A 16,982-nucleotide genomic window follows, 5' to 3' on the forward strand; every position below is an offset into this window, starting at 1 on the left:
AATACACTTAAACAAAAACTTCATAAAATAAAAGTCCTCGTCCATTATGAATTTTTGTCTTGAAAATTTGTACATTTATGAAGTAATTTCTGGGTATTAAACTTGTATAAGTAAAGAGTTAGTCTTAGACTCGATAAATGCAAAGCTAAGAATCGATCAAAGGAAAATTGAAGCTCGAACAACAGTACTGGCACTGATAATATCACACAACATTACACAAAATTACAACCAGAATTTTAGATGAAAATCGAGAGTTTGAATTGTTTTCTATCTATCCACAGAAATCTCCATCTAAATTCACATATCTCAGATAGAGTTAGTAGTCTACCAATTTTCCTTCGCTGGGTAGAGGTTTTTTATTGTTTAGACTCATTATCCTCACAAAAGTCTGTTGGTAATAATGATTAACAATCCAAACTGAATCTGCCAAGATGCTAGTACTAGATTTAAAATCAAGCTAATAACTGCAAAGTATGCAATTTCATTAGTACTCTTTTTGAACAAGTAGGCAGTAGCCAAAACAGTATATAGTGGTATCAAGAAAAACAAGCCTAAGTTTTTTTTGGCTGGATAGAGGTTTCCCTAGGTTGTTCTCCGATTGTTTCCTATTGTTTGGACTCATTATCCTGCAAAAGTCTGTTGGTAATGACGAAGACAATGATTAATAATCCAAACTGAATCTGCCAAGGTGCTAATACTAAACTTAAGATAAAGCTAATCGCTGCGAATACACCTGCAAGATATGCTATTTCATCAGTACTCTTTTTGAACAAGTAGCCTGTAGCTAAAGCAGTACATAGTGGTATCAAGAAAAACAAAGGCATTTTACTAACCTCTGAACTAAAGGTTGTAGTGTTTTTAGAACAAATTTTTTGGAAGTGTGGTTAATCTTACATCCAATAAGGTTTTGGCTACAACAGTCGAGCGAAATAAATATTATAGAAAATCAAGATTACGCAACTTTGTATTTTATGCCAATTGGAATAATTATTGCGATAGATGAAGCGCCAAAAAGCTTGACAACTATTTTTTCTGTGTTCGATGGTGTGCGTAGCAAGCTTTAAAAGTGGGTATGAGACGCTACGCGAAATTGCGTAGTGTTTAGAAACAGACAATTCCTGTGGGTGATGCTACTTTTGTCGTTCTTCTCAATCAGCCCAGCTACCCTGTGCTAGACAAATTCTGATTCATCTACGCGGATTGAAAGGGTTATAAAACTTGCGTAGGTGGGTTTTGTCTATTTCGCCAATTGCACTCTTGCGAGCAATCATCTGGTAAATTAGCTTAAAACTTTGGCCTTGCGCCAGGATAAGGATCTAGCATATTACCTTTAGAAGTAGCATTTTCATTTTAGACACCTAATGCTGAACATTCCTCAAATACTGGCAACTGAAATAAACCTCAAATCCCATCAGGTGCAAAACGCGCTGGAACTTTTGGCGGAGGGTGCAACAATTCCCTTCATTGCACGTTACCGCAAAGAGCGCACCGATGAGATGAATGAAGTGCAACTACGCGAACTGGCCGATCGATATACTTATTTAACAGAACTGGAAGAACGAAAATCGGTGATTTTAAGTGCGATCGCCCAACAAGGTAAACTTACAGATGAACTCAAAGCTAAAATCTCATCCTGCTTACAAAAAACCGAACTTGAGGATTTATACTTACCCTATCGCCCAAAGCGCCGCACCCGTGCCACCATCGCCAGAGAAAAAGGACTCGAACCACTAGCAGAGTTCATCAAGTCGCTAAATGTCAAAAATGCTGTAATTGCATCCTCGGAAGAAGAAGCGGCTAAGTATATTTCGGAAACGCAGGGAGTAAAAACAGCAGAAGAAGCGCTCAAAGGTGCTGCTGATATTTTGGCAGAAGAAGTAGCTGAAAAAGCTGAGTTACGTGCATATATCCGCGATTATCTTTTAGAAGAAGGGGTATTTGTCTCCCGCATCAAAGATGATTATCCTGAAGGTACAACCAAATTTGAGATGTACCGTAACTATCAAATTAAGGTAAAAAATATTGCACCACACAATATGCTGGCGTTGTGTCGCGGTGAAACCGAAAAAATATTAAGCTTTGAAATTGCTTTCGATGAGGACACGGTACTTTACTATCTTGAGTCGAAAGAAATTAAAACCAAAGTACGGACAATTCGAGATTTTTATCAATCAATGTTAAAGGATGCATTCAACCGCTTGATGAAAATCTCTCTCATGGGAGAGGTGATTTCTGAGAAAAAAGTTTATGCAGACATAGAATCAATCAAGACATTTGAAACTAATCTGCGGGAGTTGCTGCTGTCTGCACCAGCAGGAATGAAACCAACCCTGGCGATAGACCCTGGATTTAGAACTGGGTGTAAGGTTGCTGTCCTCGACCAAACTGGACAATTTTTGGAATATCAGGCAGTATTTCCCCACCAAGCAGCTGAACAGCGACTCAAAGCTGCACAAACTGTCAAAAATCTGATTGAAAAGTACAAAATTGAGTTAATCGCCATCGGTAACGGTACAGCGTCCCGCGAGACAGAGGAATTTGTCACGCAAGTACTACAAAATATAGAACGCAAACCACTTAAGGTGATGGTGAATGAATCTGGCGCATCTATATATTCTGCAAGTAAAGTGGCGTTAGAAGAGTTTCCCGATTTAGATATTACTGTGCGCGGTGCGATTAGCATCGGCCGCCGTTTGCAAGACCCTTTGGCGGAACTAGTGAAAATCGATCCCAAATCCATTGGTGTGGGACAATATCAGCACGATGTCGATCAGAAGTTGTTGAAAAAGAAATTGGATGACACTGTAGAAAGCTGCGTCAACTACGTCGGCGTAGACTTAAACACCGCCTCCAAAGAACTTCTGACATCCGTCTCTGGGATTACGGCAACAGTAGCTAATAATATTGTCGCCCATCGCAACCAGCATGGAGCCTTTAAAAATCGCCGACAACTGTTGAAAGTTCCGAAGCTGGGGCCAAAAGCATATGAACAAGCAGCGGGTTTTCTGCGGATTCGCGGCGGTGATAACCCTTTGGATAATACAGCAGTGCATCCAGAGAGTTATTCTGTAGTAGAAGCGATCGCATCCGATCTAAATGTGCCATTAAATCAGGTGACACAAATTGCCGAAAAACTCAAAAAGACCAATCTGAAGAAATACGTTACCGATAGCGTCGGCGAACCCACACTGCGCGACATTCTCAGCGAACTGGAAAAACCAGGTAGAGATCCTCGTGCTGAGTTTAAGTATGCCACCTTCAGAGAAGGAATTAAGGAAATCAGGGACTTAAATGTGGGAATGCAACTAGAGGGAATTGTGACGAACGTCGCCAACTTCGGTGCTTTTGTCGATATCGGCGTACATCAAGATGGCTTGGTGCATATATCCCAACTTGCTGATAGATTTGTAGACGATCCCAACAAAATTGTCAAAGTTGGACAAGTAGTCAAAGTCCAGGTGTTAGAAATCAACGAGAAACTCAAACGAATTAGTTTGTCGATGAAAGCAGTTAAACAATAATTAGAAACAGCAGATGGCAGTTTATCAAGTTCGATTTATCAATCCTACACTTGGATTAGATCGCACCATTCCAGTACCAGACGATCAATATATTCTTGATATGGCGGAAGAAGCTGGTATCCGCCTACCATCTGGGTGTAAACAAGGTGAATGTTCTGCGTGTATTGCTAAACTTATTAGTGGTGAAATCGATCAAAGCGAGCAAAAATTTCTGCGTCCAAGTGAAATACAGGCTGGTTATGTTGTTACTTGTGTAACTTATCCTTTGTCTGATTGCACTTTAGAAACCCATCAAGAACAAGTCTTATATAAATCAGCCCTTTACTATAAGCCTGAGTCTGAAAAATCTGAGCGATCGCAATAGTAATTGATTAAGAAGATTTGTAGGTTGGGTTAAAGGTAGTGAAACCCGACAAAATTGTGAAAATATTGGATTTCGTTCCTCAAATGCCACGTGCTTCTCCTGTCGGAGACGCTGCGCGAACAAGTCGGGGAACCCGCCCAACGCAGTGGCTCCCCAACCTACTCGGAGTACTTTTTTAAGTAAGACCTACGCAGTATTAAAAGCGCTATCTTTTTCTCAATGATCGGCCTAACGGTAGAACCAAATTCTATCTTGCAAGAGAGGTTAAAACCTAGCACATAGTTGAAGATGAGATAAGAAGTTACAAAAAATCTTTAGTGATTAGGTAAGAAAAATGTTAACACCATTATTAACCGCCCTAGCTACAGCTTTGAGCATGTTGATTGTTGATTTAGTTGTTCCAGGCGTTAATATTGCTAATTTTCCCGCAGCTATAATTGCTGCTTTAGTAATTGGTCTAATTAACGGTTCAGTTAAACCAGTTTTGTCTGCTCTTTCTCTACCACTTAACTTTCTATCATTTGGAGCATTTTCGCTCGTCGTCAACGGTTTGTGTTTCTGGTTAGCAGCAGTCCTAGTTCCTGGGTTCGCAGTTCGCGGAATTATTGGTTTCCTTCTTGGGCCAGTGATTCTAACTTTTGCTAACACCTTCATTAACAACTACTTTGTTGAAAGAAACCTGTTAACCAGCAGTGGCGAAAAAACCCAAGGTGAATTACCTTCTAGATAAGCATTATAAGGAGTAGAAAGACCAATTTTTTCACGTCTCTACTCCAAATAAAAGAGCTGAAGGTGGATTTCCTAATTCGGTATCTTCAGCAGAATGTAATTAAAGAAACTCACAAAAATACGGCAAAATCATGAAATTAGTTCGTTTTCTTCTAGGTTTGTTAGTGCCTCCTTTAGGCGTTTTCCTGACTGTTGGAATTGGCCCAACTCTGTTTATTAACATCTTGCTCACAGTTCTAGGTTGGCTACCAGGTAGTATTCATGCAATTTGGGTTATTGCCAAGCATGACGAACAACTCAATAGAGAAGGAAATATTTACTAATACGCAATAGTAATTTAAGAAATGGGTAATTGTTGCACGACAATTACCCATTAACTATTTTTAATAATTACAGTGCAATGGTATAGCCCTCATTCCCCAACCCCTTCTCCCAATATTGGGAGAAGGAGAGTCAATTTCAAAGTTCCCTCTCCCAAGCTTGGGAGAGGGATTTAGGGTGAGGGATTTTGATTCATACAATAAGTCTAATAAAACTGTTGTTTCAACAAAAGAGGGTGGGAAATTTCCCACCCTCTTTTTCTCAGTCAATTAAACACTAAAGCAGCCTATTTGTGAATAGTCTCCCGTTCTTTTTTAGCAGGTTCTTTATCTTTGAATAAGTCAGCTGCCGTTAAAAGTAACTCTCTTAAGGTTTGTTTGATTTGCCGCTCTTTTCTGGCTAGAGATGTACCAGCTTCACCCAGTTTATCTTCTAACTGCGATCGCTTCTCTCCTACCTGTACAGCCATAGACTCTGCTTGAGGACGAGCCTTATCGTACCAGTGTTTAGCCTCGTCTAGATAATCTTGAACCTCCATATTACGTCCGCCGTAGCGTGCAGCCATATTAGCTCGGACAATGGCTAGCTGTGCTTGCAATTGCGCGTAACGTTTCTTTAGCAATCCGACTTCTTCACTATCTTTAAGAGCATTGACAGCAGAATCAATTGCTGTTTTAGTACTTGCAGGTTTTTCCTTACCCGTCTCTTCAATCTCTGCCAAAATTACATCAACCTCTTGTTGGAGTTGTTCTTCTTCACCATCTAGTTGAGCTTGTAACCTTTTTATATCTGTTTGAGTTTGAGCAATGCTTTCGTGTCTTTTGCTATTAATTCCTTCCAGCGCTCCTTCAATGGAAGCTGTCACTTCATCTTTGAGTTCGCTACCCTTTTCTTTGAGTTCGCTGCCTTTTTCTTGGAAGTTTTCAATTACAGCAGAAACTGCATCTTTCACAATGCTACGAACTTCACTAGAACCTTGTTTAAACTCAGAAGCTACTTGAGAAACTGCGGATTTTACTATTTCTCGAATCCGCTCAGTTCTTAATTGTCCAGTTTCTTTCGCTTGTTGCAAGTCGGCTTGAATTTGTTGCTTGATATTGTTAGGCATTTTCAACTCTTGGGATTTAACTAATTTGGATAAAATTTTCTAGAAATGTTCCTACATCCACATTATGGCGTAGCCCGATCTGGCTCGGTACTTCCTTTAGATAGAAAATTATAGCCCCAAAGAGGTGATGTGTAAGATGTTGCCCATTTATGAGATGATGAATATTTAGTGGTAGTAATTTGGAGTGAAATATGTGGCAAGTAAATATTACTTGTTCGGGTGATGCCTGGAAAATACATGGTGTTGATTTTAAAGCGATCGCAGATAAATATCAAGGTGAGTTGATTGGTTCCAAAAAAATGCCAGATGGGACGCGTATCATGTCTTATAAAATTGAGGATGTTAGTGATGCAGAGTCTTTTCAAGAAGATTGTGCAAATTTTGCTGGATTTACAACTGACTTTGAATCCCTCTAGTATTGGTTCTGATACTTATGCCTACAACTAGTCTGTCCAAATCTGGAGAAGTTCATTGAATAAACTACTTACATTAGTATTAGTAACGTTTTTGTTATTAATCAGTACTTTTACTTTGCCTGTTAGTGCAGCAGACACAGTTAACGGCGAACAAATATTTAGTGTTCATTGTGCTGGTTGTCATATCAACGGTAGCAACATCATCAGGCGTGGTAAAAATCTCAAAAAACCAGCCCTGAAAAAGTATGGTATGGATTCAATAGAGGCAGTTACATCTATAGTTACCAATGGTAAAAATAATATGTCAGCCTACAAAGAGCGTCTCACTGAACAGCAAATTCAAGACGTTGCTGCTTACGTTCTCGAACAAGCTGAAAAAGGTTGGCGTTAAAAAATTAAGAGTTGGGAGTGAGAAGTTAGGAATTAAAAATTATCAGTTATGATTTATCTATTAGTAATTGTTAAGTCTTCCCATTCCTAACTTTTCACTCATAAATTGAAAATGAACTTACCCGCAGCTAGTCGTCTCCAATTTACTCCCGATTTGAACATCTGCCGTATATTAAATGGGATGTGGCAAGTATCCGGCGGACACGGACAGATCAATCCCCAAGCCGCTATTGAGACTATGTTCAAATATATAGATGCTGGCTTTACTACTTGGGATTTAGCAGATCATTATGGCCCAGCAGAAGATTTTATTGGTGAGTTTCGCTGTCAACTAATTGATACTCGTGCTAAAGATGCTTTATCTCAGGTGCAAGCCTTTACGAAATGGGTGCCTCGTCCAGGCAAAATGACGAAAAAACTCGTCGAGGAAAATATTGATATTTCCTTGAGAAGAATGAATGTGCAATCGTTAGATTTGATGCAATTCCATTGGTGGGAATATCAGGATAAAAATTACCTGGATGCCCTCAAATATCTGGCAGAACTTCAGACTGAGGGTAAAATTAAGCATTTGGGTTTAACTAATTTTGACACGGAAAACTTGAAGATTATTACTGAAGCGGGTATCAAAATTGTTTCTAACCAAGTGCAATTTTCTCTGGTTGACCGCCGTCCTGAAGTTAATATGGTAGAGTTTTGTCAGCAGCATGACATAAAGCTTTTTACTTACGGTACGCTGTGCGGCGGTTTGTTATCAGAAAACTATTTGGGTAAACCGGAACCGCGAGGATTTGATCTATCTACTGCTAGTTTGAAAAAATATAAAAATATGATCGATGCTTGGGGTGGTTGGCAATTATTTCAAGAGTTACTAGCTATTCTCAAAGAAATTGCTAATAAGCATGGCGTAAGCATTTCCAATGTAGCAGTGCGTTACATTTTAGATCGGCCAACTGTAGGAGGTGTGATAGTTGGTGCCAGACTTGGAGTATCTGAACATATAGAAGATAACGCCAAAGTATTTAGTTTTAGTTTAGATGAAGACGATCGCGATCGCATCAATGCAGTATCTCGCCAATCACGCGATTTGTACCAGCTTATCGGCGATTGCGGCGACGAATATCGGCGATAACCATTATTAAGGTATTGGCTTTGTTGACGATTGAATTTACTGATAATACGGTGAAGGTTATTGTGCAATTTACCCTTGCAAACCATGCCCCTAAACTTCACCTTCGCGCTCAGTCAACAGCAAACTTTTGAACTGCGCTGTGATTATGGCTCACGTCGCCTGGATAAAACGGAGTTGGCAGCACTCATTGATTTGTGTGAGCAAAATTACTATGCTCAACAAAAAGATCGCCTACCCTATCTCACCCAGTTGGGACGGCAACTTTATCAATGGCTGGATGGTAAAGAAGGATGGCTGAGAAGGGCGCTGGATGAGGCGGATGAGCAAACGATTCTTCTAGATTTGATTAAAACCAGCGAAGCAAAGGGGTTGAACCCGGAAACAGAACGGGTAGCGTTGGGATTGGCACATTTGCCTTGGGAATTGCTACATGATGGTGCAGGGTTTTTAATAGAACGCCAGAATCTTTCCGTTTTACCAGTGCGTTCTGTGCAGCAGCGTCAAACCCAAGTGATTAATGTGCAAAATCGCCCCTTGCGCTTGCTGTTCATGGCGACTTCTCCTGAAGATCCCAGAGTTCCACCACTAGGGTTTGAGCAGGAAGAAGCGAACATCTTGCAAGCAACTAAGGATCAGCTTTTGGCGTTGATTGTCGAGGAAAGTGGCTCAGTTGTAGAGTTAGCCAATTTGGTGAAATCCTACCCCGAAGACTATTTTGATGTCTTTCACCTCACGGGACACGGGATTATTTATACCCAAAAAAGCTACGGCTATTTGCTGCCAGAAGGTGTAACGTTGGCAGACAATACCCCCTGCTTCATCACTGAAGATGAGGTGGGGAATTTGCAATTTACTACTGTCAATGATTTAGCTAGAGCCTTTCGCGGACGTTGGCCTCGTGTAGCTTTTCTCTCTGGTTGTCATACAGGACAGGTTCCTAACAATGGGACAGTACCTTCAATGGCGCAGGCATTGGTGAAAGCGGGAGCAGGTATAGTTTTAGGCTGGGCGCGTCCGGTGTATGACCGCACGGGTATTGTAGCAGCACAGGCACTTTATCAAGCTTTGGCGACAGGGGCAACTGTTGAAACAGCAGTCAAAGCAGCGCAGCAGGAGATGATTGAGAAAGAATGCACCGACTGGCATCTGTTGCGGATGTATCGGGATACGCGCCCCATTGCAGAACTGGTAACACCTCTGAGAACAAGAAATCGTGAAAAGCTGAAGTTCACAGCGCCAGAGCAAGAATTTTTGGATGAGAATAATCTAGTTAAAGTTGCCAGTCGGTTTGAGTTTGTCGGACGCAGACGACCTTTGCAACGGTGTCTCAAGGCTTTGCAGGAAAGCAGCGACCAAATCGGCGTGTTTATTGCGGGGATGGGTGGACTAGGCAAAAGTACTCTGGCGGCGCGGTTATGTACGCGGGTGCAGATGCAGCGTGACAATTTTGCGCGAGTGGTGTTGATTGGCCCTCTGGATGAGAAAGGTTTGCTGAATAAGCTTTCTAATAAGTTTGAGCGGTTTGCAGATGTGCCAGCACTTTTGAATCAACCAAAGATGTCTCTTAAAGGGCGGTTGCAAAACTTTTTTGAAGCAATTGAAAAGGAATACAACCAACCTTTGCTGCTGGTGCTGGATGACTTTGAGCAGAATATCCCCACACATTGAAGATGGTTCACTGTGGATGACGGCAGAGGCTTACGAGATTTTAGGGGCGATTTGTGCGGCATTGGCGGAGAACGGGGCAGAAAGTCGGCTGATTGTCACCTGTCGCTATTTGAAAGCAGACACTTTGCCACCTCATCGCCTGCATTTGGAATCTTTGGCAGGGATGAGCAGCAGTGATATTGATAAAATCTGCTTTCCTTTAGATAAGGAAGTTAGGCAGCAGTTAAAAACTCAGCGAATTATCCACATTGCCGATGGTAATCCCCGGTTGCTGAAATGGTTGTTAGAGGTGATTCAGCAGCCAGGAATAGCGGCGGATGAATTACTGAATCGGCTGGAGGCGACTGAGCAGAAATTCCGCGAAAATATCTTGGCACAAACTCTGCTGGATGCTTTGGAACCGGAAGAACAAAAGTTTCTCGCACGGTTGAGTGTGTTTCACCTTCCCGTTACTGTTGAAATCATCAATGCCATTTCCCCCTCTACCTCTTTTCTGCAAAAGCTTGTCAGTCTTAGCCTAGTTGAGTCTGCTACCACTCACCCCACCCAGCCAGCTAATTACCGGGTAACGACAATTTTAGAACCTTTGCTGGAAAACTTATTGAGTGAGAAAGAGTGGCTAAAGACACGGCAGAAAGCGGTAAGGGAAGTCTATCAAGTTTGGTGGGAGGAGACAAATAAGTTCTGCGCGGATGACAAAGCAATTGAGATTATACGACTAGGACTGCTGGCAGAACAATGGGAGATTGCCATCCGTGTTGGTGATATCGTCGCTGTTGATTGGGACAACAATTCTCGCTTTTTAGAAGCTCTAGAACTATGCCAGCAAATTTTAACAGTTGTTCTGGACTACCGCATATTGGGAAGTATAGCCCGTGCTAAATACAATTTAGGTTTAGTGGAAGACGCTCTTGCTAATTATCAGCAAGCTTTAGACCTTTGCCCTACGGTTGACTTGAAAGAAAAATCCATAATTCTAAGCAACATGGCATGGTTAATTGCTCAACAGGGAGACACCAAAACAGCGGTTTCTTATTGGCAGGAATCCTTGGAAATAGATGAGCGCATTGGGAATTTTCCTGGCAAAGGCGCTACTCTTAATAACATGGCGGAAGTAATAGCTCGTCAAGGAAATATAGAACAAGCACTTTATTTCTGGCAGGAATCTTTAAAAATTATAGAACATATTGGGGAATTTAAAGATAAAGCTACCATACTCAACAATATGGCAAATGCAATTGTCAATCAAGGAGATATTGAGCAAGGGATATCTTTGTTGGATAAATCTTTAAACATAAATAAGAGTGTTGGCAATATTTTAGGTCAAGCTGAGAATCTGGCGAATATAGGTTGTGTTGCTGGTAAAACTGGAGATATATCTAGACAAATAGAGTTAAATCTACAAGCAATTGAATTATTTGCACAGGTTAAGGCTTATGGGCAGATGGCTACAGTTCTCCGCTATATAGGCATAATAGATAAAAGTAACGGTTTGGTTTACCTGGCTCAAGCAATCTGGCTGACGCTGAGGATTCAAGCACCTTTAGGAGATACCATTGAGTTAATTCGTGCTTTATATGATGCAGTACTTCAAGGTGATGAACTAGAAGCTTTACTAGGAACAACGGCAATTTTATTTTGCAAGCACCAAAGTGAAGGTTATCCCCAGTTAGAGGAACTCCAAGAGCATAGTTTCAAGATGATATTAGGTGCGGCGGGTGTCCAAGGAATTGACACGCAAGAAGCTTTTGATACTTGGGTTGTCCAGCAACGGCTAAATGATCCAGAATATTTTCTCCCCCGACTTAATCAACGCCTAGAGGAGATAGTTGAGGATGCGTGGTTGTTTGACCGCAGTCAAGTTTCATTAGGCGATTAAAGGGAAATGCGATCGCGTTAATCTGAAATTAATTGGTGACAATATAAGCAGCTGATGCAATTCTTCAATATCACACTGCAAGATGCGATATGGAACCTCAACTAATACAAACTTCTCCCGACATCCTTTCTGGTACACCAGTTTTCTACGGAACTCGCGTACCAGTACAAACATTGGTTGATTATCTCGAAGCAGGCGATCGCCTTGATGACTTTCTAGAAGATTTTCCCACTGTGAGCCGCGCCCAGGCAACAACATTTCTCAAGCTAGCTCTGAAAACGGTATTATCTTCTTATGAAAGTGCTGCTTGATGAATGCCTGCCTAAGAAATTAAAGCGAGAAATCACAGGTCATGAGGTTGTAACTGTACCAGAGCAAGGATGGGCAAGTAAAAAGAATGGTGAGTTACTGGGACTAGCGAAGATAGAGTTTGATGTATTCATCACCATTGATCAAAACTTAACAGCTCAACAAAATTTGAATAATATCAACTTAGCTATAATCGTTCTCGCATCTCCCAGCAATCGTTTAGAAGTTCTGAAACCTCTGATGCCTAAAGTTCAAGAAGCTTTAGCAACGATTCAAGCAGGTGATGTGGTTACTATCACACTGCCAGATACGATCGCTTAGGCAACTATGATTATTATTGAATTGCTGAATGGGGAAATGCGATCGCGTTAATCTTAAATTAATTGGCGACAATGTAAAAAGTTTCTGCAATCAGTCCTCTAGACTCGTTCACGAGTATAAAAGACTCATTCACGAGTATAAAAGACTCGTCAGCGAGTATAAAAGACTCATTCACGAGTATAAAAGACTCGTTCACGAGCATCAAAGACTCATCGGCGAGTATAAAAGACTCATTCACGAGCATCAAAAACTCCTCGGCGAGTATAAAAGACTCGTTCACGAGTATCAAAGACTCCTCGGCGAGTATCAAAGCCTCGTTCACGAGTATCAAAGACTCGTTTGTGAGTATAAAAGACTCATCGGCTGTTTGGTAGAGTATGTTAGCGACAGCATAACGCAGTGAAAACATCTTAGAAGGTGCTTTACGTTCTTAACGCACCTACGAAGGTTATTAATTTACTTCATACATCTGCTTATGTTTGGCTAAAAGCTTCTGATATTTTTCATTTGTCTTTGCTTCTACCCACTTGGCTTTAAATATTGCTGCCGATTCCGCTTTTACGGGGTCTACTTCGTAGGGAAGAATCTCTTTTTTGTCACCTGAATCTTCGGAATTTTGTTTATACTTCCTGCCGCTTTTATGATTAGCATAACGGCGAGAGCGAGTATAACCCATTTGGATAAACTTCCGTGCCATATCTGCGCCGACAAAATCATCTTTGTCTAAATAATCAAGAAAAAGCTCGTAAATTTTTTCACTCGACTCTCTAGCAATCTCAGGAGTTTTGAATCGCCAGTAAGGAAGGATTTCTGATTTGTATGGTTCAACCAAAAGTACACCCTGCTCACCCTTCCCAACGCGATAGAGTTCAGGATGTTGGCGAAAATCAATAATTTTAAAGTCTAAAGAATAATCAAAAGCCATGATAGATTTTTATTAGAAATAGTAAACTTTAAAAAAAAGTTCAACTTCTATCTAAGTATTGAGATTTTGTTGATTATGCTATCTAGCACCCAATCCCTGAACAGTGTCCTTGCGCCAGGAAATCTGCGTAAAGTGCATCACATTGCCCTCAACGTCAAGGATATGCAAGCCTCGCGCTACTTTTATGGCACAATCCTGGGTTTGCATGAACTCACAGGCGACGAAGTACCCGCAACCCTGGTGGAACTTGTCGCATCTGGGAAAGTAGCCAACTTCATCACCCCGGATGGTACAATCCTGGATTTATTTGGGGAACCCGACTTAACACCACCAAATCCAGACCCAGAAAAAACCTTCACCAGGGCGTACCATCTAGCCTTTGACATCGATCCGCAGTTATTCGATCGCGCGGTGACAGTAATCAGAGAAAATAAAATAGCGATCGCACACGGCCCAGTCACTCGTCCTACTGGTAGAGGAGTGTATTTTTACGATCCAGATGGCTTTATGATTGAAATTCGTTGCGATCCAGAAGCTAGTTAACTTAAGGGTAATAACAAAAGAATCTACTATGACCGCGAAACTCACGCAAATATTTAAAGTAATTGAAGATGCGATCGCAAAACCACCAATTCCACACGAACCATACAAGCAATCATTGAAAGCCTGGGCGATGTATTGTTTACGAGACAAAGGTTTTATAGTCGCTTATGCTCAAAATGCCGACTTTGCCATTGAAAGAAAACGTGAAGAAAAGCTATATTTTAAAGTTTCAAACAGCCCCGATGATTTAGATAATTCTCTTAACTGGATTGTTTGGGATAGTGTAACCAAAAGCGCCAGTCTCATTCCTCAAAAAATAGACTAATGTCAAAAAATCGCTGGTGAGCATTCAAAATGCTTATTTTTCATACCTAATTTCACAGCCTTTTTCAACCTAACAAATTAACTGCAAAATTCTGTAGTGCATTGTTAGTTTTTACTGAGAGTTATAAAATAAAATCGCTACTTTGAATCTGGCTTTGTCTCGGATAAATCATTTAAACTTTGACTTAAAAAGAGTCTACCCGTCTCTGTTAGCCAATACTTAGCTGAGTTCCCTCCTTCTAGCGGCTCTAGTCGAAGAAACGCGACATTAACAAGCTCCTTAAGTACATAAAAGGAAGGAGGATCGAGTTCAACATCATTTAATTGGTCAACGGACTTAAGGATGTTATACCATGTCAGTAATCCATTATTGACTGCAACTTTTTCAAGAATTATTTTGGTTGAATTAAGCTTTAGATAGTTTACATTCATCGATACATTTTTTCGTTGCTTCTTAACCTTGGTTGTAAACAAGAGTAATTTAGATGCGTTTGCCCTAATTTTATTTGCCAGGTATTTGTGCAACTATTTTTCTTCCCCAGACAACTGCTGCACGAATATTTGATGTTCTGGCGAATTTAATCCCAACTGCAACACAGCCAATACTTGCTGCATATTGCCAGCAAGTAAATCAGACATTGATAACCACAAACCAGGAAATACTTGACTTTTGATAATTCCATCTGCGTCCACTTCTAAAGAGACATATTCTCCTTGTTGCAGGCGAAACCAATCTAATTTGTTTTCAAATATTTGCCAAACAAGATATTCTTTTACTCCATTCCGCCCATAAACTTTTTTCTTGTCATGTAAATCAATAGCAACACTGCTAGCTGCTATCTCTATTACGAGTTCTGGCGCACCTTCGATGTAATCATCATTACTCAAACGAGATTGTCCTTGAGATGTTGGTGTGATTAATAACACTCCATCTGGTTGCGGTTCATTGTCTCGATCTAAGCGGACTGTTGGCTCAATTCCCAATCTCACACCAGGAGTCGCAATTTGGTAAGTCCACAACCAACCTATTAGATGGCCATGTGGTTCAGCATGACTTTCAAAGCGTAATGGGGATGCCAAGTATACAACTCCTTCAATTAATTCTGCCTTTTGATGACGGGGCATTGCTTGATAGCGTCGTTCAAATTCGTAGCGAGTCAGGCGATCGCCATTCTCTAAATGAGGAATTCGCTGCTTGAATGATAGGTTGACCATTATTTTCTGCTCTGGCAAGGAGTCTTACTTTATTATGGCTTGGTACATATTTTTCTTGTGATGTACTGCCTAAGCCAGATCGGGTTTCTCAAACACCATTAAATGCTGTTGAGGTAACAAGTTTTTAGTTTCCCGCCAAACCAAACCAACGGCTTGCATTTCTTTGCGAACTTGTTTTTGAGTCATCTTGTGCAGACGTTTGATCGTGATAAAAGGATTTTCACCCCGATACTCAACCAGCACCACCTTTCCACCTGGTTTAAGTGCTTTCACAATTCCTTGCATCACTTCTTGGGGATACTCAAGTTCATGATAAGCATCCACCATTAAGGCTAAATCGATACTTTCAGATGGTAAATTGGGATCAGTAAAAGTGGCTAAAATAGGCTCAACATTAGTGATATTTTTCTCTTTTTTGAATAACTCAATAATTTCCAACATTTCTGGCTGAACATCTACAGCTACCACCTTACCTGTTGTTAATAACGGCGCGATGCGAAAGCTTAAGTAACCTGTACCAGCGCCAATATCCGCCACCACATCATTAGGTTTGAGATTGAGGAGGCTGACTACTTTACTTGGCTGTTCTTCTCCCTCTCGGCTGGGACGTTCTAGCCAGCCAGCGCCAGTGTATCCCATAACTTTAGCGATTTCGCGCCCCATGTAGTATTTGCCGATACCATCTGGACTATGGATAAAACGCTGTTCGTAAACAGTGTTAGATGAAGACGCAGCTTGTACTGTCAGGGTTGGGTTCAGCAGCAAGCAACTCAAGATCGCAATAAAAGTTACTATAAAGTGGAGAAAATTTAACATTTGGTTATGACCGATCTAGATAATTATAAGCAGCAACTAAGAGAATTTTATGGTAGTAGAACGACTTATGACCATGAAAAAGATACTCGCCATCCTCTAGAAGCCAAGCTTTTAATTGAATTTGTTGGGCTACATTCGGGACAAAAAATCCTTGATGTGGCAACTGGAACGGGTTTAGTTGCGATACCCGCAGCTGAAAAAGTTGGTTCAGAGGGCTACGTGATTGGAATTGACATGACCCCTGGAATGTTGCATCAAGCAAGACTTAAGATTGCAGCAGCAAAATTACAAAATATCGAGTTGATTGAGGCAGATGCAGAATATTTCAACTTTAGCGATCGTAGTTTTGATGTTGTCTTTTGCTGTGAGGCAATTGTACTTTTTCCTGATATCCTCACTATTTTGCAAAAGTGGTATCGCTTCTTGAAACCCGAAGGATTTGTGGCATTTACCTGTCCTCCCGAAACTGCTATTATGGCATCTCTTCAGAAAAGTATCTGCGCTAAAGTTTTAGGTGTATCAGTACCACATATTCTTGAACCACTTGGGACTCCAGAAAAATGTCGTAATTTACTCAATCAGGCAGGTTTTAGAGATATCGAAATTAAGATTGAACCATCAGGACGTTATCGCCCTCTTAGTGATAATAGATTATCGATGACAGTAATTAATATAAATTTTAAAGGTAATCCTCTGTTCTCCAAATTATCAGAAGAACAATTAAATCAATTTCAGGTTGAGTACGAAGCTGAAATTGAGAAGCTAGCAACCGATCGAGGTATTTGGATGGACACTACAAAGTTCTTTGTTCGCGCCCGAAAATAAGTGAATGAGCAAAGCTTTGTTTCTTACCTGACAACTTAGGGCGATCGCAGATGATAATCTTGCGGTTAATAATGTCAATGACAGTTTAATCTCCTAGACCGATGTGCAAGTAAACATTTTCAGGATTTACTTGAACAGCCCCTTGAAAAATTTGTAATCCAACCTTTGGACGCTTA

Annotated in this window: 20 protein-coding genes; 14 read left to right on the forward strand and 6 right to left on the reverse strand. The window is 40.8% G+C overall.

Features of this window, described 5'->3' with window-relative positions:
* Positions 1 to 605: 605 nt before the first annotated feature.
* Positions 606 to 824 carry a hypothetical protein gene (locus tag V7K53_RS19570; protein WP_335199131.1) on the reverse strand — a complete coding sequence of 73 codons (219 nt, stop codon included), beginning with the start codon at positions 822 to 824 and terminating at the stop codon, positions 606 to 608.
* 537 nt (positions 825 to 1,361) lie between these two features.
* Here V7K53_RS19570 and V7K53_RS19575 point away from each other — a divergent pair.
* The 4 genes from V7K53_RS19575 to V7K53_RS19590 all read left to right on the forward strand — a co-directional run bounded on the left by V7K53_RS19575 (position 1,362) and on the right by V7K53_RS19590 (position 4,937).
* Positions 1,362 to 3,521, forward strand: a complete 2,160-nt coding sequence (locus tag V7K53_RS19575) for a Tex family protein (protein WP_335199132.1) — start codon at positions 1,362 to 1,364, stop codon at positions 3,519 to 3,521.
* A gap of 13 nt (positions 3,522 to 3,534) precedes the next feature.
* A complete protein-coding gene (locus V7K53_RS19580; RefSeq protein ID WP_335187482.1) occupies positions 3,535 to 3,885 on the forward strand; it encodes a 2Fe-2S iron-sulfur cluster-binding protein in 351 nt (116 codons plus the stop codon).
* A 334-nt stretch (positions 3,886 to 4,219) separates the two neighbouring features.
* A complete protein-coding gene (locus V7K53_RS19585; RefSeq protein ID WP_335199133.1) occupies positions 4,220 to 4,615 on the forward strand; it encodes a phage holin family protein in 396 nt (131 codons plus the stop codon).
* Positions 4,616 to 4,745: 130 nt separating this feature from the next.
* Positions 4,746 to 4,937, forward strand: a complete 192-nt coding sequence (locus V7K53_RS19590; RefSeq protein ID WP_100898558.1) for a YqaE/Pmp3 family membrane protein — start codon at positions 4,746 to 4,748, stop codon at positions 4,935 to 4,937.
* A gap of 284 nt (positions 4,938 to 5,221) precedes the next feature.
* Here V7K53_RS19590 and V7K53_RS19595 read toward each other — a convergent pair whose 3' ends face one another.
* Positions 5,222 to 6,043, reverse strand: a complete 822-nt coding sequence (locus V7K53_RS19595; RefSeq protein WP_335199134.1) for a histidine kinase — start codon at positions 6,041 to 6,043, stop codon at positions 5,222 to 5,224.
* A 191-nt stretch (positions 6,044 to 6,234) separates the two neighbouring features.
* Between V7K53_RS19595 and V7K53_RS19600 the strand changes: the two genes are divergently transcribed.
* The 7 genes from V7K53_RS19600 (at position 6,235) to V7K53_RS19630 (ending at position 12,158) form a co-directional block, all read left to right on the forward strand.
* Positions 6,235 to 6,459: a hypothetical protein gene (locus V7K53_RS19600; protein ID WP_335199135.1), complete on the forward strand. Its 225-nt coding sequence runs from the start codon at positions 6,235 to 6,237 to the stop codon at positions 6,457 to 6,459.
* A 55-nt stretch (positions 6,460 to 6,514) separates the two neighbouring features.
* On the forward strand, positions 6,515 to 6,850 hold the full coding sequence (gene petJ, locus V7K53_RS19605) for a cytochrome c6 PetJ (RefSeq protein ID WP_335199136.1): 336 nt from the start codon (positions 6,515 to 6,517) through the stop codon (positions 6,848 to 6,850).
* A gap of 111 nt (positions 6,851 to 6,961) precedes the next feature.
* Positions 6,962 to 7,981 (forward strand): aldo/keto reductase, encoded by a 1,020-nt coding sequence (locus V7K53_RS19610; protein WP_334843910.1) that lies wholly within the window; start codon positions 6,962 to 6,964, stop codon positions 7,979 to 7,981.
* An 84-nt stretch (positions 7,982 to 8,065) separates the two neighbouring features.
* The gene (locus V7K53_RS19615) at positions 8,066 to 9,649 is read left to right on the forward strand and encodes a CHAT domain-containing protein (protein WP_335199138.1); all 1,584 of its coding nucleotides are present in this window, start codon (positions 8,066 to 8,068) and stop codon (positions 9,647 to 9,649) included.
* Positions 9,618 to 11,528, forward strand: coding sequence for a tetratricopeptide repeat protein (locus V7K53_RS19620; protein WP_335199139.1), 1,911 nt, complete (start codon positions 9,618 to 9,620; stop codon positions 11,526 to 11,528). The genes V7K53_RS19615 and V7K53_RS19620 overlap by 32 nt, the downstream gene beginning before the upstream one ends.
* A gap of 89 nt (positions 11,529 to 11,617) precedes the next feature.
* Positions 11,618 to 11,839, forward strand: coding sequence for a DUF433 domain-containing protein (locus tag V7K53_RS19625; protein ID WP_335199140.1), 222 nt, complete (start codon positions 11,618 to 11,620; stop codon positions 11,837 to 11,839).
* Complete coding sequence (locus V7K53_RS19630; RefSeq protein ID WP_335199141.1) at positions 11,823 to 12,158, forward strand: DUF5615 family PIN-like protein; 336 nt, start codon at positions 11,823 to 11,825, stop codon at positions 12,156 to 12,158. The genes V7K53_RS19625 and V7K53_RS19630 overlap by 17 nt, the downstream gene beginning before the upstream one ends.
* 58 nt (positions 12,159 to 12,216) lie before the next feature.
* Here V7K53_RS19630 and V7K53_RS19635 read toward each other — a convergent pair whose 3' ends face one another.
* Both V7K53_RS19635 and V7K53_RS19640 read right to left on the reverse strand, forming a co-directional pair.
* A complete protein-coding gene (locus V7K53_RS19635) occupies positions 12,217 to 12,567 on the reverse strand; it encodes a hypothetical protein (RefSeq protein WP_335199142.1) in 351 nt (116 codons plus the stop codon).
* A gap of 42 nt (positions 12,568 to 12,609) precedes the next feature.
* Positions 12,610 to 13,083: a DUF4385 domain-containing protein gene (locus V7K53_RS19640; protein WP_335199143.1), complete on the reverse strand. Its 474-nt coding sequence runs from the start codon at positions 13,081 to 13,083 to the stop codon at positions 12,610 to 12,612.
* A 75-nt stretch (positions 13,084 to 13,158) separates the two neighbouring features.
* Here V7K53_RS19640 and V7K53_RS19645 point away from each other — a divergent pair, with 75 nt between their 5' ends.
* Together V7K53_RS19645 and V7K53_RS19650 are read left to right on the forward strand one after the other, a co-directional pair.
* Positions 13,159 to 13,626 carry a VOC family protein gene (locus V7K53_RS19645; RefSeq protein ID WP_335199144.1) on the forward strand — a complete coding sequence of 156 codons (468 nt, stop codon included), beginning with the start codon at positions 13,159 to 13,161 and terminating at the stop codon, positions 13,624 to 13,626.
* Positions 13,627 to 13,654: 28 nt separating this feature from the next.
* A complete protein-coding gene (locus V7K53_RS19650; RefSeq protein WP_335060438.1) occupies positions 13,655 to 13,951 on the forward strand; it encodes a hypothetical protein in 297 nt (98 codons plus the stop codon).
* 524 nt (positions 13,952 to 14,475) lie between these two features.
* On the opposite strand, the gene V7K53_RS19655 is transcribed toward V7K53_RS19650, so the two are convergent.
* Together V7K53_RS19655 and V7K53_RS19660 are read right to left on the reverse strand one after the other, a co-directional pair.
* Positions 14,476 to 15,165 (reverse strand): Uma2 family endonuclease, encoded by a 690-nt coding sequence (locus V7K53_RS19655; protein WP_335199145.1) that lies wholly within the window; start codon positions 15,163 to 15,165, stop codon positions 14,476 to 14,478.
* Positions 15,166 to 15,234: 69 nt separating this feature from the next.
* Positions 15,235 to 15,981: a class I SAM-dependent methyltransferase gene (locus tag V7K53_RS19660; RefSeq protein WP_335199146.1), complete on the reverse strand. Its 747-nt coding sequence runs from the start codon at positions 15,979 to 15,981 to the stop codon at positions 15,235 to 15,237.
* Positions 15,982 to 15,987: 6 nt separating this feature from the next.
* Here V7K53_RS19660 and V7K53_RS19665 point away from each other — a divergent pair, with 6 nt between their 5' ends.
* Entirely contained in the window at positions 15,988 to 16,806 is an 819-nt protein-coding gene (locus tag V7K53_RS19665) for a class I SAM-dependent methyltransferase (RefSeq protein WP_335199147.1), read from the forward strand.
* Positions 16,807 to 16,982 lie beyond the last annotated feature (176 nt).

Origin of the sequence: Nostoc sp. (assembly GCF_036917355.1) — a bacterium.
GTDB lineage: Bacteria > Cyanobacteriota > Cyanobacteriia > Cyanobacteriales > Nostocaceae > Nostoc.

Coding starts and splice junctions, on each gene's coding strand:
- V7K53_RS19570 (WP_335199131.1), bottom strand. CDS start 824: ATGCCTTTGTTTTTCTTGATACCACTATGTACTGCTTTAGCTACAGGC.
- V7K53_RS19575 (WP_335199132.1), top strand. CDS start 1,362: ATGCTGAACATTCCTCAAATACTGGCAACTGAAATAAACCTCAAATCC.
- V7K53_RS19580 (WP_335187482.1), top strand. CDS start 3,535: ATGGCAGTTTATCAAGTTCGATTTATCAATCCTACACTTGGATTAGAT.
- V7K53_RS19585 (WP_335199133.1), top strand. CDS start 4,220: ATGTTAACACCATTATTAACCGCCCTAGCTACAGCTTTGAGCATGTTG.
- V7K53_RS19590 (WP_100898558.1), top strand. CDS start 4,746: ATGAAATTAGTTCGTTTTCTTCTAGGTTTGTTAGTGCCTCCTTTAGGC.
- V7K53_RS19595 (WP_335199134.1), bottom strand. CDS start 6,043: ATGCCTAACAATATCAAGCAACAAATTCAAGCCGACTTGCAACAAGCG.
- V7K53_RS19600 (WP_335199135.1), top strand. CDS start 6,235: ATGTGGCAAGTAAATATTACTTGTTCGGGTGATGCCTGGAAAATACAT.
- V7K53_RS19610 (WP_334843910.1), top strand. CDS start 6,962: ATGAACTTACCCGCAGCTAGTCGTCTCCAATTTACTCCCGATTTGAAC.
- V7K53_RS19615 (WP_335199138.1), top strand. CDS start 8,066: ATGCCCCTAAACTTCACCTTCGCGCTCAGTCAACAGCAAACTTTTGAA.
- V7K53_RS19620 (WP_335199139.1), top strand. CDS start 9,618: ATGACTTTGAGCAGAATATCCCCACACATTGAAGATGGTTCACTGTGG.
- V7K53_RS19625 (WP_335199140.1), top strand. CDS start 11,618: ATGGAACCTCAACTAATACAAACTTCTCCCGACATCCTTTCTGGTACA.
- V7K53_RS19630 (WP_335199141.1), top strand. CDS start 11,823: ATGAAAGTGCTGCTTGATGAATGCCTGCCTAAGAAATTAAAGCGAGAA.
- V7K53_RS19635 (WP_335199142.1), bottom strand. CDS start 12,567: ATGTTTTCACTGCGTTATGCTGTCGCTAACATACTCTACCAAACAGCC.
- V7K53_RS19640 (WP_335199143.1), bottom strand. CDS start 13,083: ATGGCTTTTGATTATTCTTTAGACTTTAAAATTATTGATTTTCGCCAA.
- V7K53_RS19645 (WP_335199144.1), top strand. CDS start 13,159: ATGCTATCTAGCACCCAATCCCTGAACAGTGTCCTTGCGCCAGGAAAT.
- V7K53_RS19650 (WP_335060438.1), top strand. CDS start 13,655: ATGACCGCGAAACTCACGCAAATATTTAAAGTAATTGAAGATGCGATC.
- V7K53_RS19655 (WP_335199145.1), bottom strand. CDS start 15,165: ATGGTCAACCTATCATTCAAGCAGCGAATTCCTCATTTAGAGAATGGC.
- V7K53_RS19660 (WP_335199146.1), bottom strand. CDS start 15,981: ATGTTAAATTTTCTCCACTTTATAGTAACTTTTATTGCGATCTTGAGT.
- V7K53_RS19665 (WP_335199147.1), top strand. CDS start 15,988: ATGACCGATCTAGATAATTATAAGCAGCAACTAAGAGAATTTTATGGT.